Origin of the sequence: Streptomyces sp. NPDC060205 (genome assembly GCF_042728395.1) — a bacterium.
GTDB lineage: Bacteria > Actinomycetota > Actinomycetes > Streptomycetales > Streptomycetaceae > Streptomyces.
Genome location: NZ_JBHWZP010000068.1, coordinates 18,022 through 34,354 on the forward strand (window position 1 = coordinate 18,022; position 16,333 = coordinate 34,354).

Genomic DNA, 16,333 nt, shown 5'->3' on the forward strand with positions numbered 1-16,333 from the left:
AGGGGGAGTTGGCCTCGTCACACTCCGCAGGACCCGCAGGTCACGGGCAGTGGATGACCTGACCCGCGTACGAGAGGTTGCCGCCGAAGCCGAAGAGGAGGACGCGGTCGCCGGTGGAGATCTCACCGCGTTCGACGAGCTTGGACAGGGCCATCGGGATGCTGGCGGCGGAGGTGTTGCCGGATTCGACGACATCGCGGGCGATGACGGCGTTCACGGCGCCGATCTTTCCGGCGAGGGGCTCGATGATCCGCAGGTTCGCCTGGTGCAGCACGACCGCGGCGAGGTCCTCGGGGGTGATCCCGGCGCGCTCGCAGGCCTTGCGGGCGATGGCCGGCAGCTTGGTGGTGGCCCACCGGTAGACGCTCTGGCCCTCCTGGGCGAAGCGCGCGGGGGTGCCCTCGATGCGTACCGCGTGCCCCATCTCGGGCACCGAGCCCCAGAGCACGGGTCCGATGGCGGTTTCCTCGGCGGCCTCGACGACGGCGGCGCCCGCCCCGTCCCCGACGAGGACGCAGGTCGTGCGGTCCGTCCAGTCGGTGACCTCGGACATCTTGTCGGCGCCGATCACCAGGACCCGGGTGGCGCCCCCGGCCCGTACGGCGTGGTCGGCGGTGGCGAGCGCGTGCGTGAAGCCCGCGCACACCACGTTCAGGTCCATGACGGCCGGTGACGGGATGCCGAGGCGGGCGGCGACGCGGGCGGCCATGTTCGGGGAGCGGTCGACGGCGGTGGAGGTGGCCACCAGGACGAGGTCGATGTCCTCGGGGGTGAGGCCGGCGGCGGCCAGGGCCTTGGCGGCGGCGTGCGCGGCCAGCTCGTCGACCGGTTCGTCGGGTCCGGCGATGTGGCGGGTACGGATGCCCACCCGGCTCGTGATCCACTCGTCGCTGGTGTCGACCAGCTCCGCCAGGTCCTCGTTGGTGAGAACCCTGGCGGGCTGGTAATGGCCGACGGCGGTGATGCGTGAGCCGTTCATGGGCGGTCCCTTGCTTGCCGGGGTAACGGGACTCACCAGTCTGATCAGGTACTCACGGGTACGCGGGCACGTAAAGTCACAGGATTGCCGCGCCACCCTTGTCGGCTTCCGTCAGACCCTCGGACGCCCGAACACCCCTCCAGCGGACGTTCGGGTACCTATCCCATGATCACGTCCGGCGGGCCGTCCATGACCGCGTACGGACACTTATCCCGTGAACAACTGCGTCGCTTTCTGTACGAGCTCGTACAGACCATAGGCCAGCGGCGCTCCCACCCAGACCCAGGCGAAGACGATCAGCGGGCGGCGGTCGGGCACCGGGCCGTCCGCGGCGGCGCCACCGGGCGGACTGCTGTCACTCGTGGACATCGGCGGCCTCCTTCTTCTGCTGGGCGGGGACGTGATGGCGGGCGTCCACGGGCCGGACCAGCTCGTTCGCGACGAACCCGACCACGAGCAGCCCGATCATGATGACCAGTGACAGTCCGTACAGGGACGCGCCGGATTTGCCGGCCTCCTCCTGCCGGTCCGCGATCCAGTTGACGATCAGCGGTCCGAGGACGCCGGCCGTGGACCAGGCGGTGAGCAGCCGTCCGTGGATCGCGCCGACCTGGTAGGTCCCGAAGAGGTCCTTCAGATAGGCGGGGACGGTCGCGAAGCCGCCTCCGTAGAAGGAGAGGATCACCAGCGCGGCGATGATGAAGACGGGCTTGGAGGAGTCCCCGACCCAGGCGATGAGCGCGTACATCAGCGCGCCGACGCCCAGGTAGACGCGGTAGATGTTCTTGCGCCCGATCAGGTCGGACGTGGAGGACCAGCCGATGCGGCCCGCCATGTTCGCGGCGGAGAGCAGCGCGACGAAACCGGCCGCCGCCGACACCGAGACGGGGGTCGAGGTGTCCGCGAAGAAGTCCGTGATCATCGGCGCGGCCTTCTCCAGGATGCCGATGCCCGCGGTCACGTTCATGCAGAGCACGATCCACAGCAGCCAGAACTGCGGGGTGCGCACGGCACTGTTCGCGGAGACCTGTACGCCCTCCAGCGGCGCAGGGGTGCCGTCGGCCGCGGTCTTCGCGGGACGCGGCACGCGCACGAGGAACACACCGAGCGACATGAAGACGGCGTACGTCAGTCCGTGCACGAGGAAGGCGAGCGCGATGCCCGAGCTGTCGGAGCCGAAGGACTCCAGCATCTGCGCGGACCACGGCGAGGCGATCAGCGCGCCGCCGCCGAATCCCATGATGGCGATGCCGGTGGCCATGCCGGGCCGGTCCGGGAACCACTTGATGAGCGTGGAGACGGGCGAGATGTAGCCGATGCCCAGGCCGATGCCGCCGACGAAGCCGTAGCCGAACACGATCAGCCAGTACTGCTCGGTGGCGGCGCCGAGGGCGGAGAGCAGGAAGCCCGACGAGAAGCAGATCAGGGCGACCGTCATCGCCCAGCGCGGCCCGTTGCGCTCCACGAGCGTGCCGCCGAACGCGGCGGACAGACCGAGCATCACGATGCCGAGCTGGAAGGGCAGGGCGCTCTGGGTGCCGCTGAGATCGAGCGCGGACTCCAGGGAGGGCTTGAACACGGACCAGGCGTAGGCCTGTCCGATGGAGAGGTGGACCGACAGGGCCGCGGGCGGGACCAGCCAGCGGCTCCAGCCCGGTGGGGCTACAGGGGGACTCATGATCCCGGACGATAGGAAGCGGTTGTTCAGTTGGGAAGGAGCTCCACCCGAACTGGTCGACCGTATGCGGTGAGCGGTATGCGAGCTGCGGTGAACGGTCGGTTTCGGCCGACGAACGGTCTTTCCGGCCGAACTCCGTGTCTCTACCAAGGGTGTTCGGAAGGCGACCCTCCGCGAGCCCTTGAGCCGGCTCGAACCCGCACCGGCGGCGGAGGGCGCCGCGTCCCAGGTGCTGCGCGAACCCTTGCTGCCCCAACTCCCATACTGTAGACAATATTCAGTCGACATGGTTCACGCTGTTCAGCGTCTCCTCGGTACCCTCGACCGAACGGAGCCCCCAAGTGAAAGTGGCAGTTCTCGGCGCCGGTGCGATCGGCGCCTACGTCGGAGCCGCGCTGCATCGCGCGGGTGCCGATGTGCACCTCATCGCCCGTGGACCGCATCTCGCGGCCATGAGGCAGCACGGAGTGCGAGTGCTCAGCCCGCGCGGTGACTTCACCGCCCGGGCCCACGCCACCGACGACCCGGCCGAGGTCGGCCCGGTCGACTTCGTCTTCCTGGGCCTGAAGGCCAACTCGTACGCGGCGTGCGGGCCGCTCATCGAGCCCCTGCTCCACGACTCGACCGCGGTGATCGCCGCGCAGAACGGCATTCCCTGGTGGTACTTCCACCGGCACGGCGGCCCGCACGACGGCCACCGTGTCGAGAGCGTGGACCCCGGCGGCGCGGTCAGTGCGGTGATCGCGCCCTCCCGGGCCGTCGGCTGTGTCGTCTACGCGGCCACCGAACTGGCGGGCCCAGGAGTGGTCCGCCACCTCGAAGGCACCCGGTTCTCCATCGGCGAGCCCGACCGTACGGTCTCGGTGCGCTGTACGGAGTTCGGCGAGGCCATGGTGGCCGGCGGGCTCAAGTGCCCGGTCGAGCCGGACCTGCGCAACGACATCTGGCTCAAGCTGCTCGGCAACATCTCCTTCAACCCCATCAGCGCCCTGGCCCGGGCCACCATGCGGCAGATGTGCCTGCACGGCGGCACCCGCCGGGTCATCGAGATCATGATGACCGAGACGCTCGCGGTCGCCGAGGCACTGGGCTGCCGGGTGGGCGTCTCCATCGAGCGGCGCCTGGCCGGCGCGGAGCGGGTCGGTGACCACCGCACCTCCACGCTCCAGGACCTGGAGCGCGGCAAACCGCTCGAACTCGACGTGCTGCTCTCCGCCGTCGTCGAACTGGCGGAGATCACCGACGTCCCGGTGCCCACCCTGCGCACCGTCCACGCCATCTCGGACCTGCTCGCCCTGAGGACCGCCGCATGAGGAGCCCCATGCAGAACCAGAGGACCGCCGTATGAGGAAGCGAGACCGAACTCCCAAGATATACAACCGACTTCAGTACCCCATGGTCCGTGACTCCCGTGCCGAGCCCTTCCGGCGGGCGAGCTGGGACGAGGCCCTGGACCGGGCCGCCCGGGGCCTGGGCGCGGCGCGCGGCGCGTTCGGGATGTTCTCCTGCGCCCGCGCGACGAACGAGATGAACTACGTGGCGCAGAAGTTCGCCCGCGTGGTCATGGGCACCAACAACGTCGACTCCTGCAACCGCACCTGCCACGCACCCAGCGTGGCGGGCCTGTCGGCGGCCTTCGGCTCGGGCGGCGGCACCTCCTCGTACGCCGAGGTCGAACACACCGACCTGGTCGTCATGTGGGGCTCCAACGCCCGTTTCGCGCACCCGATCTTCTTCCAGCACGTCCTGAAGGGCATCAGGAACGGCGCCCGGATGTACGCGGTCGACCCGCGCCGCACCTCCACGGCGGAGTGGGCCGAGAGCTGGCTCGGGCTGAACGTGGGCACGGACATCCCGATGGCCCACGCGATCGGCCGCGAGATCATCCGCGCGGGCCTCGCGAACGAGGCGTTCATCGAGCGGGCGACCACCGGTTTCGAGGAGTACAAGCAGCTCGTCGAGCCGTGGACGCTGTCGCTCGCGGAGAAGGTGACGGGCGTACCGGCCGCCGCGATACGGGAGTTGGCACACGCCTACGCCCGTGCCGAGCGCGCCCAGCTGTGCTGGACGCTCGGCATCACCGAGCACCACAACGGCACGGACAACGTCCGGGCGCTCATCAATCTGTCGCTCCTGACCGGGCACGTGGGCCGCTTCGGTTCCGGGTTGCAGCCCCTGCGCGGACAGAACAACGTGCAGGGCGGCGGTGACATGGGCGCCATCCCGAACCGGCTGCCCGGGTTCCAGGACATCCTGGACCCGGACACCCGGCTGAAGTTCGAATCCGCATGGGACACCGTCATCCAGCCGCACTACGGGATGAACCTGACGGAGATGTTCGAGGCCATGGAGGAGGGCTCGCTCAAGGCCGTCTACTGCATCGGGGAGAACCCGGCGCAGTCGGAGGCCGACAGCGAGCAGGCGGTACGCCGGATGCAGGCCCTGGACTTCCTGGTCGTCCAGGACATCTTCCTGACCAAGACCGCCGAACTGGCGGACGTGATCCTGCCCGCGACGGCCGGCTGGGCCGAGACCGAGGGCACGACCACCAACAGCGAGCGGCGGGTCCAGCGGGTGCGGCGGGCGGTCGTCCCGCCCGGCGAGGCCCGCGAGGACATCGACATCCTCTGCGACCTCGCCTCCCGCATGGGACACGAGTGGAAGTACGAGGACTCCGAGGCGGTGTGGGACGAGCTGCGCTCGGTGTCCCCGGACCACTACGGGATGACGTACGAGCGTCTTGAGGAGCATCAGGGCATCCAGTGGCCCTGCCCGGAGACGGACCGGCTCGAACCGAGCTATCTGCACGGCAGGTTGTGGGAGTCAGACCCGGCGGCGCGGGGCCGGCTCGCGCCCTTCGGGCTCGTCCAGCACGATCCGCCCGTCGATCTGACGGACGAGCAGTTTCCCATCCGGCTGACCACCGGGCGGCGGCTCGACTCGTACAACACCGGGGTGCAGAGCGGCGGTTTCGCCTCGCCGATGCGGCGCGGTGAGTACGTCGAGCTGTGCCCGGAGGACGCGGAGCGCTACGGCGTGGTGGTCGGCGAGCAGGTCCAGGTCTCCTCGCGGCGCGGTGCGGTGGTGGCCCCGGTGTGGGTCGACACCGCGCTGCGGCCCGGGCTCGCGTTCATGACCATGCACTTTCCCGACGAGGTGGACACCAACCAGCTGACGATCGAGGCCAACTGCCCGATCGCGGGGACGGCGGAGTTCAAGGCGTCGGCGATCCGGATCGAAAAACTGCCGGTCGCCACTCAAGTGAAGTGACGCGACTCAAGTGAGGTGATGTCAAGTGGACCTGCACTTCGGTGACAGCAAACCGACGGACGAGGAACGGGCGGCGATCGACACGCTGCTCGGCCCTCCGGAGTCTTCGTGGGAGGGCGCCGACCGGTCCGACGCCGACCTCAGGTGGGCACGCGGCGGGCGAGAGGCCCGGGAACGTCGTGACCTGCTGTTGCCGGGGCTGCACGCCGTCCACGACCGGATCGGCTGGATCAGCGAGGGCGCCCTGGACTACCTGTGCCGGCGGCTCACCGTGCCGCCGGCGGAGGCCTACGGGGTCGCCACCTTCTACGCGATGTTCTCGGTGAAGCCGCGCCCGGCGACGGTCCTGCACGTGTGCACGGACCTGGCGTGCGCGGCGGCCGGGGCATCGGAACTGTGCGCGGGCGTCGAGGCCCGGCTCGGCCTCGGCAGCGGCGTCAGCGTCGAGCGCAGCCCCTGCCTCGGCCTGTGCGAGCGCGCCCCCGCCGCGCTCGCGGTCAAGGCCGGGGACCCGGTGCGTACGGCCGTGTCTGCGCCCACGACCGTCGAGCGGGCCGTGCTGGCCGCGAGCTCGCCCGACGCGGCGCCCGAGGAGCCGCCCGCCGCGCTGGCGGTCCCGCAGGCCGGGGACCCCTCGCTGATGCTGCTCGGCCGGGTCGGCGTGGTCGATCCGGCGTCGCTCGACGACTACCGGGCACACGGCGGTTACACGGCCCTGCGACAGGCCTTCGCGATCGGCCCCGCCGGGGTCATCCGCGAGGTCACCGACGCGGGCCTGGTCGGGCGCGGCGGCGCCGCCTTCCCCACCGGCCGCAAATGGCAGGCCACGGCGTCCCAGCCCGACCACCCGCACTACCTGGTGTGCAACGCCGACGAATCCGAGCCCGGCACCTTCAAGGACCGCGTGGTCATGGAGGGCGACCCGTACTCCCTCGTGGAGGCGATGACGATCGCGGCGTACGCGGTCGGCGCGCACAAGGGCTACCTCTACTTGCGCGGCGAGTACCCCCGGGCCCTGCGCCGCATGGAGCACGCCATCGGACAGGCCCGCGCGCGCGGGCTGCTCGGGGACGACGTCCTCGGCCAGGGGTACGCCTTCGACATCGAGATCCGGCGCGGCGCGGGCGCGTACATCTGCGGCGAGGAGACCGCCCTCTTCAACTCCATCGAGGGGTACCGGGGCGAGCCGCGGTCCAAGCCGCCCTTCCCCGTGGAGAAGGGTCTGTTCGGCAAGCCGACCGCCGAGAACAACGTCGAGACGCTGGTCAACGTCCTGCCGATCCTCACCCTGGGCGCGCCGGCGTACGCGGCGATCGGCACCGGAACCTCCACCGGGCCGAAGCTGTTCTGCGTGTCGGGCAGCGTGGCACGGCCCGGCATCTACGAGCTGCCGTTCGGCGCCACGCTCGGCGAGCTGCTGGAGCTGGCGGGCGTACGCGAGAGGCTGCGCGCGGTCCTGCTCGGCGGCGCGGCCGGTGGCTTCGTACGGCCCGACGAGCAGGACATCCCGCTCACCTTCGAGGGCACGCGGGCGGCCGGCACCACGCTCGGCTCGGGGGTCGTGCTGGCCTTCGACGACACCGTGCCGCTGCCGCGGCTGCTGCTGCGGATCGCCGAGTTCTTCCGCGACGAGTCGTGCGGGCAGTGCGTGCCGTGCCGGGTCGGGACCGTGCGCCAGGAGGAGGCCCTGCACCGCATCGTCGAGCGGACCGGCGCCGACGCGGCGGCCGACATCACGCTGCTGCGGGAGGTGGGCCGGGCCATGAAGGACGCCTCGATCTGCGGTCTGGGACAGACCGCGTGGAACGCCGTGGAATCCGCCATCGACCGCCTGGGGGCGTACGAATGACCGTGACATCGCTGGGGATCCCCCGCCGTCTGCTGGAGTTCACGATCGACGGGGATCCCGTGCGGGCGCCGGAGGGCTCGACGATCCTCGACGCCTGCCGGTCGGCGGGCAAGGACGTGCCGACCCTGTGCCAGGGCGACACCCTCACCCCCAAGAACGCCTGCCGGGTGTGCGTCGTCGAGGTCGAGGGCGCCCGCACCCTCGTCCCGGCCTGCTCCCGCAAGGCGGAGGCGGGCATGGAGGTGCGCACGGACACCGAGCGGGCCAGACACAGCCGCAAGATCGTCCTGGAACTGCTCGCGTCCTCCGTCGACCTGTCCACCACGCCCGAGGTCGCGGGCTGGCTCAAGGAGTACGAGGCCAAGCCCGACCGGTTCGGCCCCGACGCGGCCCGCGTCGACGAACAGCCGAGGATCGACAACGACCTGTACGTGCGCGACTACGACAAGTGCATCCTCTGCTACAAGTGCGTGGACGCCTGCGGGGACCAGTGGCAGAACACCTTCGCCATCTCGGTCACCGGCCGCGGCTTCGACGCCCGGATCGCCGTGGAGCACGACGGCCCGCTCACCGACTCGGCCTGTGTGTACTGCGGCAACTGCATCGAGGTGTGCCCGACCGGGGCACTTTCGTTCAAGTCGGAGTTCGACATGCGTGCGGCGGGTACGTGGGACGAGTCGGCGCAGACCGAGACGACCACGGTGTGCGCCTACTGCGGAGTGGGCTGCAATCTCACCCTGCACGTACAGGACAATGAGATCGTCAAGGTCACCTCACCGCACGACAACCCGGTGACCCACGGCAACCTCTGCATCAAGGGCCGCTTCGGCTACCAGCACGTACAGAACCGGGACTGATCAGGACATGGGACGAGTCACGGAACGACGCAAGGTGATCCGCATCCGCGACGGGGTGGTCTCCGCCCGTCCGGACACGCTCGTCGCCGAGGAACCACTGGAGATCCGCCTCAACGGAAAACCCCTCGCCATCACGATGCGCACCCCGGGCGACGACTTCGCGCTCGCGGCGGGCTTCCTGGTCAGCGAGGGGGTGCTGGGCGCGGCCGACGAACTGCAGAACATCGTCTACTGCGCCGGCGCCACCGTGGACGGCTCGAACACCTACAACATCGTCGACGTCCGGACGGCACCCGGCGTCGTCATCCCCGACATCACGCTCGAACGCAACGTGTACACGACGTCGTCCTGCGGGCTGTGCGGCAAGGCCAGTCTGGACGCCGTCCGCACGACGGCCCGCTGGCCGATCGACGACACGCACGGCGACACGGCTCCCCCGGTACGGCTCGGACTCGAACTGCTCGCGAGCCTCCCCGACCGGCTGCGCGCGGCGCAGCGCGTGTTCGACCGGACCGGGGGCCTGCACGCGGCGGCCCTGTTCACCGAGGACGGCGAGCTGGTCGACATCCGGGAGGACGTGGGCCGGCACAACGCGGTCGACAAGCTGGTCGGCCGCGCCCTGCAGAACGGCTCCCTGCCGCTCTCCCGCACGGTCCTGCTGGTCTCGGGGCGCGCCTCCTTCGAACTGGCCCAGAAGGCGGTGATGGCGGGCATCCCGGTGCTCGCCGCGGTCTCGGCGCCGTCCTCGCTCGCGGTCGACCTGGCCGCCGAGTCCAATCTGACCCTCGTCGGTTTCCTGCGGGGCACCTCCATGAACGTGTACGCGGGCGAGCACCGCATCGCTCTGCAGGCCGCGGCCGCCCAGGGCTGACCGGTCTCCCCGCTGCACGGCGGCGGGGCCCCGATCCGGCGGGGAGCGCCCCCTGCGCCGGAGGGGCCCCGCCTCACACCCACAAGAGCGGTGGTACGCGTTGATCTGACGCTCCATCAGCACCCATCCGGAGGTACCCGCCCGGCAGGCGCGTACCCCGGCGACCCCCGTCTCGTTTTCCTGACGACCTCGAACGGGCCGCCATACGGCCCGTCGTCCGGGTAGGAGGCGGTTACTTGGATGCCGGCACGACCCTGTTCGGCTCATTACTTGCCTGCGTGGGCGTGCTGGGCGCGGCCGTCGTGGCGTATATGGGGAAGCGGGGCGAGAACGCCCTGAACGGATTTTCGAGCCTGACCGAGAAACTGCAGTCCGAGCGCGACCGGCTGGAACGGCAGATCGCCGAACGCGACTCGCGCATCGACGAGTTGGCGACGATGCATGTCGCCGACCAGTCGGAGATCGCTCGCCTCCGTCTCGACATCGACCGACTCGGAGGGGCGCCGTGAGCAGGTTCCAACGGGTGCTCGCCGTGCGCTGGCGCAGCATGTTCCTCGTCTGCGTGCTGATCGCGCTCAGCGGTGTCGCGGTGATCCTGTGGGCGCGGATCGACGCCGGTGACCGCCGGGCCGACGAACTGCGCGCCGAGTCGGACCGGCGCGGTGACGCCGTGTCGACGCTGGCGCAGGACGTACGCGCGCTGCGCGCCCAGGTCGAGGCAGGCGGCGGTACCCCCGCGGCCCCCGACCCCTCCGACGCGGTGGACGACCTGCTCGACCGGGTGCGGGTGCCCACCGCGGCCCACGGCCTACCGGGCGCCAAGGGCGAGCGCGGCGCGACCGGGGCGGGCGGCGCGGCCGGTGCCGGCGGGAAGCCCGGTCCCGGCGGGGCGCGCGGAGAGAGCGGATCGCGCGGCGAACCCGGGCCGCCGGGGCCGTCCGGTTCACCGGGCCCCTCGGGGCAGCCCGGCGAGCAGGGCCCGCCGGGGACCGACGGCGCGAACGGCACGAACGGGAACAACGGCGCCGACGGGGCCGGAGGACCCGCGGGGCCGCCCGGCCCCGACGGCGCCCAGGGCTATCAGGGCACCAGAGGCGACACCGGGCCCAGGGGAGAGAAGGGCGAGAAGGGTGAGAAGGGCGAACCCGGTCCCGCCTGTCCGGCCGGCTACAGCCTCCAGGCGCCCGCGAACGACCCCGACGCGCTGATCTGCCGCAGGGCCGCGGCCCAGGACCCTCCCGCCGACCCGTCGGGGATCCTCCTGCTGCCACCGCTGCTCCTCCGGCACAGCCGACGGACAGTCAGGTCCTAGACAGGCGAGAGGACTTGCCGACGGGTGGCGCCCGCCCGCACACCGGCACCGGTGTGCGGGAAGTTCTCGCGCCACGGCCGTGCGCGCTTCTTGTGAGGTGCCTGGGAGCCCAGTAGCGTCTGTGGCGCGCAGTCAGGACGTGGGATGTCCAGATGTTCGGATGTCCAGATGTCCAGGTGCATGAGACCCATGAGTCTCAAGAGACGCACGAGTCGCAAGAGACGTACGAGTCCCACGAGTCGCAAGAGACGCAGCAGACGCATGAAGGGCAGGTCGCACCATGCCGTCAAGTCTTCGCGCACACCCCCGAACCCCCCGTACGGCCAGACCGTGGAGGACCGCCGTCACGGGCGCTGTGACGGTGGTCCTCACCCTCACCGCGCTGCTCGGACTGCCGGGCACCGGACACGCCGGGACCGCCGCCGAGCGCGGCGCGACCACCGAAGCCGCCGCCGAAGCCGCCGCGTTCGAGCAGCAGGTGCTCTTCAAGGCCTCCCAGGATCCCGGCTACGCCTGCTTCCGGATCCCGGCCGTCGTGCGGACGACGAAGGGCACCCTGCTGGCCTTCGCCGAGGGCCGGGTGAACGACTGCAGCGACGCCGGCGACATAGACATCGTGCTCAAGCGCTCCACCGACGGCGGCCGCACCTGGGGCCCGCTGCAGATCGTCAACGAGGGCGCGGGCGACACGCACGGCAACCCCGCCCCGATGGTGGACCGCGGGACCGGCCGGATCGTGCTGGCCGAGACGTACAACACGGGCCGCACGGACGGCGGCAACTGCGCCGTCCCCTGCGACCGCACCCCGCACCTGCAGCACAGCGACGACGACGGGCTCACCTGGTCCGCGCCCCGCGACCTCAGCGACGAGATCCTGCCCGCGCACTGGAACTCCTGGTACGCGACCGGGCCCGTGCACGGCATCCAGCTGACCCGCGGCAAGCACGCGGGACGGCTCGTCTTCGCCGTCAACACCGAGACGTGGGACGGCAGCCGCGTCTCCGCCAACCACGCGGCGCTCGTCGTCAGCGACGACGGCGGCGACCACTGGCGGATCGGCGCCACGGACTCGTGGCCGATCGCGGCGGACGGCACGTTCCGGCAGAAGCCGTCCGAGATGACCGTCACCGAGCGCGCCGACGGCACGGTCCTGGTCAGCGGGCGCGAGCAGGACGGCACCGATCTCGGCCACCGCACCCAGGCGTTCAGCACCGACGGCGGCTCCAGCTTCACCTCTCCCTTCAAGGCCCTGCCCGACCTCTACACCCCGCAGGTCCAGGGCTCCACGCTGCGCCTGGGCGACCGCGTCCTGCTCGCCTGCCCCGGCGACCCGGACCGCCGCCGCACGATGATGGTCCGCTCCTCCTACGACGGCGGACGCACCTGGGACAGCGTCGACCGCGGCACGGTCGTCACGACGGACTGGTCCGGCTACTCCGACCTGGTCGGCATCGGCACCGGCACGGCGGGCCTGCTGTACGAGGGCGGGGCCGTGGACGCCCGCGACGAGATCCGCTTCGCCCGGTTCACCGAGGACTGGCTGACCCCGCGCCGGGGCCCGGACCCGACCACCCCCGACCTGGCTCCCCGCGCACCCGGCGCGGCGGTCCTCGGCGGTGCGGCGGGGACGGACGGGGTGTTCGGCGGCGCGCTCGCCTTCGACGGCACCGACGACGCCGTACGCCTGCCCTACCGGACTCGACTGCCCCTCGGGAACAAGGACTTCACGGCGTCGCTGTGGTTCCGCTACACGGCCACCACGGGCGAGCAGCCGTTCCTGTGGATGGGCGGCGTCGGCACCACGCAGCCGCAGGTGTGGCTGCGCGGCGAACCCGCGAACAACCGTATCCAGGGCCTGATCACCACGCGGGACGGCGCGAGCGCCCCCCGCTCCGCGTCCGTGCGCACCACCGGCGCGTACAACGACGGGCAGTGGCACCATCTGGCGCTGCGCCGGGGCGCGGGACAGCTGACGCTGTTCATCGACGGGACCGTGGCCGGCACGGCGGCGGATGTACCGGGATCGGTGAGCCGCAACTCGCCGTTCGGGGTCCACATCGGCCAGAAACCGGACAGCCGCGCCCATCTGAGCGGCGCGATCGACGACGTCCGGGTCCACGACCGCGCGCTGAGCGACGACGAACTGGCCGACGTGCGCGCCGGTGACACGGCGGCGACCGGCGGAACCGTCCTGTGGCTGCCCATGGACCGCGTGGCGGCGAGCCACTAACGTCCCGGGGCGTGCCCGACGACACACGAGCACGACAGCGTACGGGGACCGGGCTGGGGCTGCTCCTGGCCCTGGTCCTCGGGGCCGTGCTGCTCACCGCCCTCCCGGAGGACGACGACGGCGGGGAGGCCGCCTGCAGCGCCCGTACGGTCACCTCGTGGGACGCGGACACCGACGTCACGCAGGAGTTCGCGCGGTACGGGGACGACGCCTCGCGGGCCGACGACTGGACCGGCGGCGACGGTACGCACTCGGTGCGGCTGCCGGACGGACGGGTGCTCTGGCTGTTCTCGGACACCTACCTCGGCCAGGTGTACCGGCCGCCGAACCCGGCGGGCGAGTCCTACGCGTGGCGCGACACGACGGCCCCGCTGGTGCGCAACGCGGCCGTCGTCATGAAGGACGGGCGCCTGCAACGCACCCTGCCCGCGCCCCTGTTCGCCGACCCGGCGCCCGGCCAGTGGCGCTGGCCGGTGGCGGCCCGCGTCGAACCCCGCTCCCCCGGCTCGTCCGAGCAGGTCGTACGGGTCGTGCTGTGGACCCGTACGACCGGCGCGTACCCGTGGATCTACGGGGTGCCGACCGCCACCGAGGTCGCCACGCTGTCGCTGCCCGGACTGCGGCTCGAAGGCATCACCCAGGTCCTCGACCAGCGGCAGGTCCGGGATCCGGCGCGGCGGGTGCTGTTCGGCACGACCGCGCTGACCCACGACGAGGACTGGACGTACGTGTTCGGCGGGGACGACGCGCGGGCCGCCTCCCGGCCCGCGTCGCACGCGTACGTCGCGCGCGTGCCCCGGGGACGGCTCGCGGACCCGGACGCCTGGCGGTACTGGGACGGCGAGCGGTGGACCATCGCCTCCCGCATGGAACCCGTACTGGGCGACGGCGGGAGCAAAGGGGTGGGCAGCGCGTTCACGGTCGCCCGCGACGGGGGGACGTACGTCCTGTTCACCATGGCCGCGGGCACCGAGGGGCTGACGACCGTCACCTCGTACTGGGCGTGCTCCCCCACCGGGCCCTGGCACGGGCCGGGCAAGGGCTTCAGCCCGCCGCTGCCGGAGCGGGGGACGGGCGTGGCGGCGTACAACCCGCAGGTCCATCCCGCGATCGGCGGGGACGGGCTCGTGCTGAGCTACGACGTCAACTGGCTGGACGCGAACGGCGGGGCGACGGCGCAGGCCAACCTCAGCCGGAACGTGTCCCTGTACCGACCGAGATTCGTGACCCTGCGGCTGGGTCCTGGCTGAACGGCTTCCCCGACTGCGGCTCCGGGTCCCGGGAGCGGCGCTTGGCGATGACCGCGCACACCATGAGCTGCATCTGGTGGAAGAGCATCAGCGGCAGCACGGCCAGCGAGGCGTGGGCGCCGAACAGCACGCTCGCCATGGGCAGCCCGGACGCCAAGGACTTCTTCGAGCCGGCGAACTGAATGGCGATACGGTCCTCGCGGCCGAACCGGAGGGCCTTGGACCCGTACCAGGTCACCGCCAGCATGACCGCGAGCAGGACGGCCTCGACGGCGAGCAGACCGCCCAGGCGCAGCGGGCTGACCTGGTGCCAGATGCCCTGCACCATGCCCTCGCTGAAGGCGGTGTAGACGACCAGCAGGATCGAGCCGCGGTCCACATAGCCGAGGATCTTCTTGTGGCGGGCGACGAAGCCGCCGATCCAGCGGCGCAGGAGCTGCCCCGCCAGGAACGGCACGAGCAGCTGCAGCACGATCTTCAGGAGCGAGTCCGCGGAGAACCCGCCTCCCGTGCTGCCGAGGAGCGCCGCCGCGAGCAGCGGGGTGAGCACGATGCCCACGAGGGAGGAGAAGGAGCCCGCGCAGATCGCGGCGGGCACGTTGCCGCGTGCCATGGAGGTGAAGGCGATGGACGACTGGACCGTGGACGGCACGAGGGTGAGGAAGAGCAGCCCCGTGTAGAGGTCGTGGCTCAGCAGCACCGGCTCAAGGCCGCGGGCGGCCAGCCCGAGCAGCGGAAACAGGACGAACGTGCAGGCCAGAACGGTGAGGTGCAACCTCCAGTGCCGTACGCCGTCCATCGCCTCGCGGGTGGAAAGTCGCGCCCCGTAGAGGAAGAAGAGGAAGGCGATCGCCGCGGTGGAGGCGCCGGAGGCGACCTCGGCGCCGGTCCCGCGGGCGGGCAGCAGGGCGGCGAGCCCGACCGTCCCGAGCAGCAGCAGGATGTACGGGTCTATCGGCAGCCAGGACGGCCACTTCAGGCGTTTCACGGTGCTCCGTTGGTGCTGGGGTCCGGTGTCACTGGGCTCGCCGGCCCCGGTCGTCGGTTTCCGGACGGGGCGAGCCCTCTCCATCGTCCTCCTCCGGCCCTTGATCGGGAATCCGGTACACCGCTCTGACTGTCATCACGAACCGCGATGACGCGGTAGCCTCGGGCCCGTGTACGACCCCTCGCAGCTGCGTACCTTCCTCGCCGTGGCCCAAACGCTGAGTTTCACGCAGGCGGCCCGGCGGCTCGGGCTGCGCCAGTCCACGGTCAGCCAGCATGTGCGCCGCCTGGAGAGCACCGCCGGGCGGCAGCTGTTCACCCGGGACACCCACTCCGTGGAGCTGACGGAGGACGGGGAGGCGATGCTCGGGTTCGCGCGCCGGATCCTGGAGGCGCACGAGCAGGCCGCGGCGTTCTTCGGGGGCACGCGGCTGCGCGGGCGGCTGCGGTTCGGCGCCTCGGAGGACTTCGTCCTGACCCGGCTGACCGAGATCCTGGAGGCCTTCCGCCACGACCATCCCGAGGTCGACCTGGAGCTGACGGTGGAGCTCTCGGGCACCCTGCACGAGCAGCTCTCCGACGGGCGGCTCGACCTCGTGCTCGCCAAGCGGCGCCCCGAGGACCCGCGCGGCGAGCTGGTCTGGCACGACCGCATGGTCTGGATCGGCGGGGAGCGGCTGCGGCTGGATCCCGACCGTCCGGTCCCGCTGATCGTGTACCCGCCGCCGGGCATCAGCCGGGCGCTGGCCCTGGAGGCGCTGGAGCGGCAGGGGCGGTCCTGGCGCGTCGCGTGCACGAGCGGCAGCCTGAACGGGCTCATCGCGGCGGCGCGCGCGGGCCTCGGTGTGATGGCCCACACGCGCGGCCTGATCCCGCCGGGGCTCGTCCGCGTCCCGGACCGGGCGGGGCTGCCGGAACTCGGCGAGGTGGACTTCGTCCTGCTCCACGGCCGACGCCACACGGCGGCGCGGGGTGCGGCGGACGCCTTGGCGTCCTCGATCCTGACCTCGGCGGACCGCCTGCACCGAGCCCCACGCCCGTAGGGGCGCG

General features: G+C 71.6%; 14 protein-coding genes. 10 read left to right on the plus strand and 4 right to left on the minus strand.

The window, feature by feature from the left end:
• Positions 1 to 40: 40 nt before the first annotated feature.
• The 3 genes from ACFWGJ_RS14845 to ACFWGJ_RS14855 all read right to left on the minus strand — a co-directional run bounded on the left by ACFWGJ_RS14845 (position 41) and on the right by ACFWGJ_RS14855 (position 2,657).
• Entirely contained in the window at positions 41 to 979 is a 939-nt protein-coding gene (locus ACFWGJ_RS14845; protein ID WP_387323867.1) for a beta-ketoacyl-ACP synthase III, read from the minus strand.
• Between the two features lie 207 nt (positions 980 to 1,186).
• Positions 1,187 to 1,348: a hypothetical protein gene (locus ACFWGJ_RS14850; RefSeq protein WP_384804777.1), complete on the minus strand. Its 162-nt coding sequence runs from the start codon at positions 1,346 to 1,348 to the stop codon at positions 1,187 to 1,189.
• Positions 1,335 to 2,657: an OFA family MFS transporter gene (locus tag ACFWGJ_RS14855; protein WP_387323870.1), complete on the minus strand. Its 1,323-nt coding sequence runs from the start codon at positions 2,655 to 2,657 to the stop codon at positions 1,335 to 1,337. Before ACFWGJ_RS14855 ends, ACFWGJ_RS14850 begins: the two co-directional genes overlap by 14 nt.
• 341 nt (positions 2,658 to 2,998) lie before the next feature.
• On the opposite strand from ACFWGJ_RS14855, the gene ACFWGJ_RS14860 reads away from it, so the two are divergent.
• From ACFWGJ_RS14860 to ACFWGJ_RS14900, 9 genes are all read left to right on the plus strand, one after another.
• Positions 2,999 to 3,970, plus strand: a complete 972-nt coding sequence (locus tag ACFWGJ_RS14860) for a 2-dehydropantoate 2-reductase (protein ID WP_387323872.1) — start codon at positions 2,999 to 3,001, stop codon at positions 3,968 to 3,970.
• Positions 3,971 to 4,001: 31 nt separating this feature from the next.
• Positions 4,002 to 5,927 (plus strand): molybdopterin oxidoreductase family protein, encoded by a 1,926-nt coding sequence (locus ACFWGJ_RS14865; RefSeq protein ID WP_387323874.1) that lies wholly within the window; start codon positions 4,002 to 4,004, stop codon positions 5,925 to 5,927.
• Positions 5,928 to 5,952: 25 nt separating this feature from the next.
• Entirely contained in the window at positions 5,953 to 7,776 is a 1,824-nt protein-coding gene (locus ACFWGJ_RS14870; protein WP_387323876.1) for an NAD(P)H-dependent oxidoreductase subunit E, read from the plus strand.
• A complete protein-coding gene (locus tag ACFWGJ_RS14875) occupies positions 7,773 to 8,633 on the plus strand; it encodes a 2Fe-2S iron-sulfur cluster-binding protein (protein ID WP_387323878.1) in 861 nt (286 codons plus the stop codon). Before ACFWGJ_RS14870 ends, ACFWGJ_RS14875 begins: the two co-directional genes overlap by 4 nt.
• Before the next feature lie 7 nt (positions 8,634 to 8,640).
• Positions 8,641 to 9,504 (plus strand): formate dehydrogenase accessory sulfurtransferase FdhD, encoded by an 864-nt coding sequence (gene fdhD, locus ACFWGJ_RS14880; RefSeq protein WP_387323880.1) that lies wholly within the window; start codon positions 8,641 to 8,643, stop codon positions 9,502 to 9,504.
• 236 nt (positions 9,505 to 9,740) lie between these two features.
• Positions 9,741 to 10,013 carry a hypothetical protein gene (locus ACFWGJ_RS14885; protein WP_387323882.1) on the plus strand — a complete coding sequence of 91 codons (273 nt, stop codon included), beginning with the start codon at positions 9,741 to 9,743 and terminating at the stop codon, positions 10,011 to 10,013.
• On the plus strand, positions 10,010 to 10,816 hold the full coding sequence (locus ACFWGJ_RS14890) for a collagen-like protein (protein WP_387323883.1): 807 nt from the start codon (positions 10,010 to 10,012) through the stop codon (positions 10,814 to 10,816). Before ACFWGJ_RS14885 ends, ACFWGJ_RS14890 begins: the two co-directional genes overlap by 4 nt.
• A gap of 280 nt (positions 10,817 to 11,096) precedes the next feature.
• Positions 11,097 to 13,046, plus strand: coding sequence for an exo-alpha-sialidase (locus ACFWGJ_RS14895; RefSeq protein ID WP_387323886.1), 1,950 nt, complete (start codon positions 11,097 to 11,099; stop codon positions 13,044 to 13,046).
• Between the two features lie 11 nt (positions 13,047 to 13,057).
• The gene (locus ACFWGJ_RS14900) at positions 13,058 to 14,296 is read left to right on the plus strand and encodes a DUF4185 domain-containing protein (RefSeq protein ID WP_387323889.1); all 1,239 of its coding nucleotides are present in this window, start codon (positions 13,058 to 13,060) and stop codon (positions 14,294 to 14,296) included.
• Here ACFWGJ_RS14900 and ACFWGJ_RS14905 read toward each other — a convergent pair.
• Positions 14,235 to 15,284, minus strand: coding sequence for a bile acid:sodium symporter family protein (locus tag ACFWGJ_RS14905; protein ID WP_387323891.1), 1,050 nt, complete (start codon positions 15,282 to 15,284; stop codon positions 14,235 to 14,237). The genes ACFWGJ_RS14900 and ACFWGJ_RS14905 overlap by 62 nt on opposite strands.
• Before the next feature lie 169 nt (positions 15,285 to 15,453).
• Here ACFWGJ_RS14905 and ACFWGJ_RS14910 point away from each other — a divergent pair, with 169 nt between their 5' ends.
• Positions 15,454 to 16,326 (plus strand): LysR substrate-binding domain-containing protein, encoded by an 873-nt coding sequence (locus ACFWGJ_RS14910; RefSeq protein WP_387323893.1) that lies wholly within the window; start codon positions 15,454 to 15,456, stop codon positions 16,324 to 16,326.
• The last annotated feature ends 7 nt before the right edge of the window (positions 16,327 to 16,333 follow it).

Excerpts from the sequence above, each read along its gene's own strand:
- fdhD (WP_387323880.1), top strand. The coding sequence starts at position 8,641 with ATGGGACGAGTCACGGAACGACGCAAGGTGATCCGCATCCGCGACGGG.
- ACFWGJ_RS14895 (WP_387323886.1), top strand. The coding sequence starts at position 11,097 with ATGCCGTCAAGTCTTCGCGCACACCCCCGAACCCCCCGTACGGCCAGA.
- ACFWGJ_RS14875 (WP_387323878.1), top strand. The coding sequence starts at position 7,773 with ATGACCGTGACATCGCTGGGGATCCCCCGCCGTCTGCTGGAGTTCACG.
- ACFWGJ_RS14850 (WP_384804777.1), bottom strand. The coding sequence starts at position 1,348 with ATGTCCACGAGTGACAGCAGTCCGCCCGGTGGCGCCGCCGCGGACGGC.
- ACFWGJ_RS14855 (WP_387323870.1), bottom strand. The coding sequence starts at position 2,657 with ATGAGTCCCCCTGTAGCCCCACCGGGCTGGAGCCGCTGGCTGGTCCCG.
- ACFWGJ_RS14865 (WP_387323874.1), top strand. The coding sequence starts at position 4,002 with ATGAGGAAGCGAGACCGAACTCCCAAGATATACAACCGACTTCAGTAC.
- ACFWGJ_RS14845 (WP_387323867.1), bottom strand. The coding sequence starts at position 979 with ATGAACGGCTCACGCATCACCGCCGTCGGCCATTACCAGCCCGCCAGG.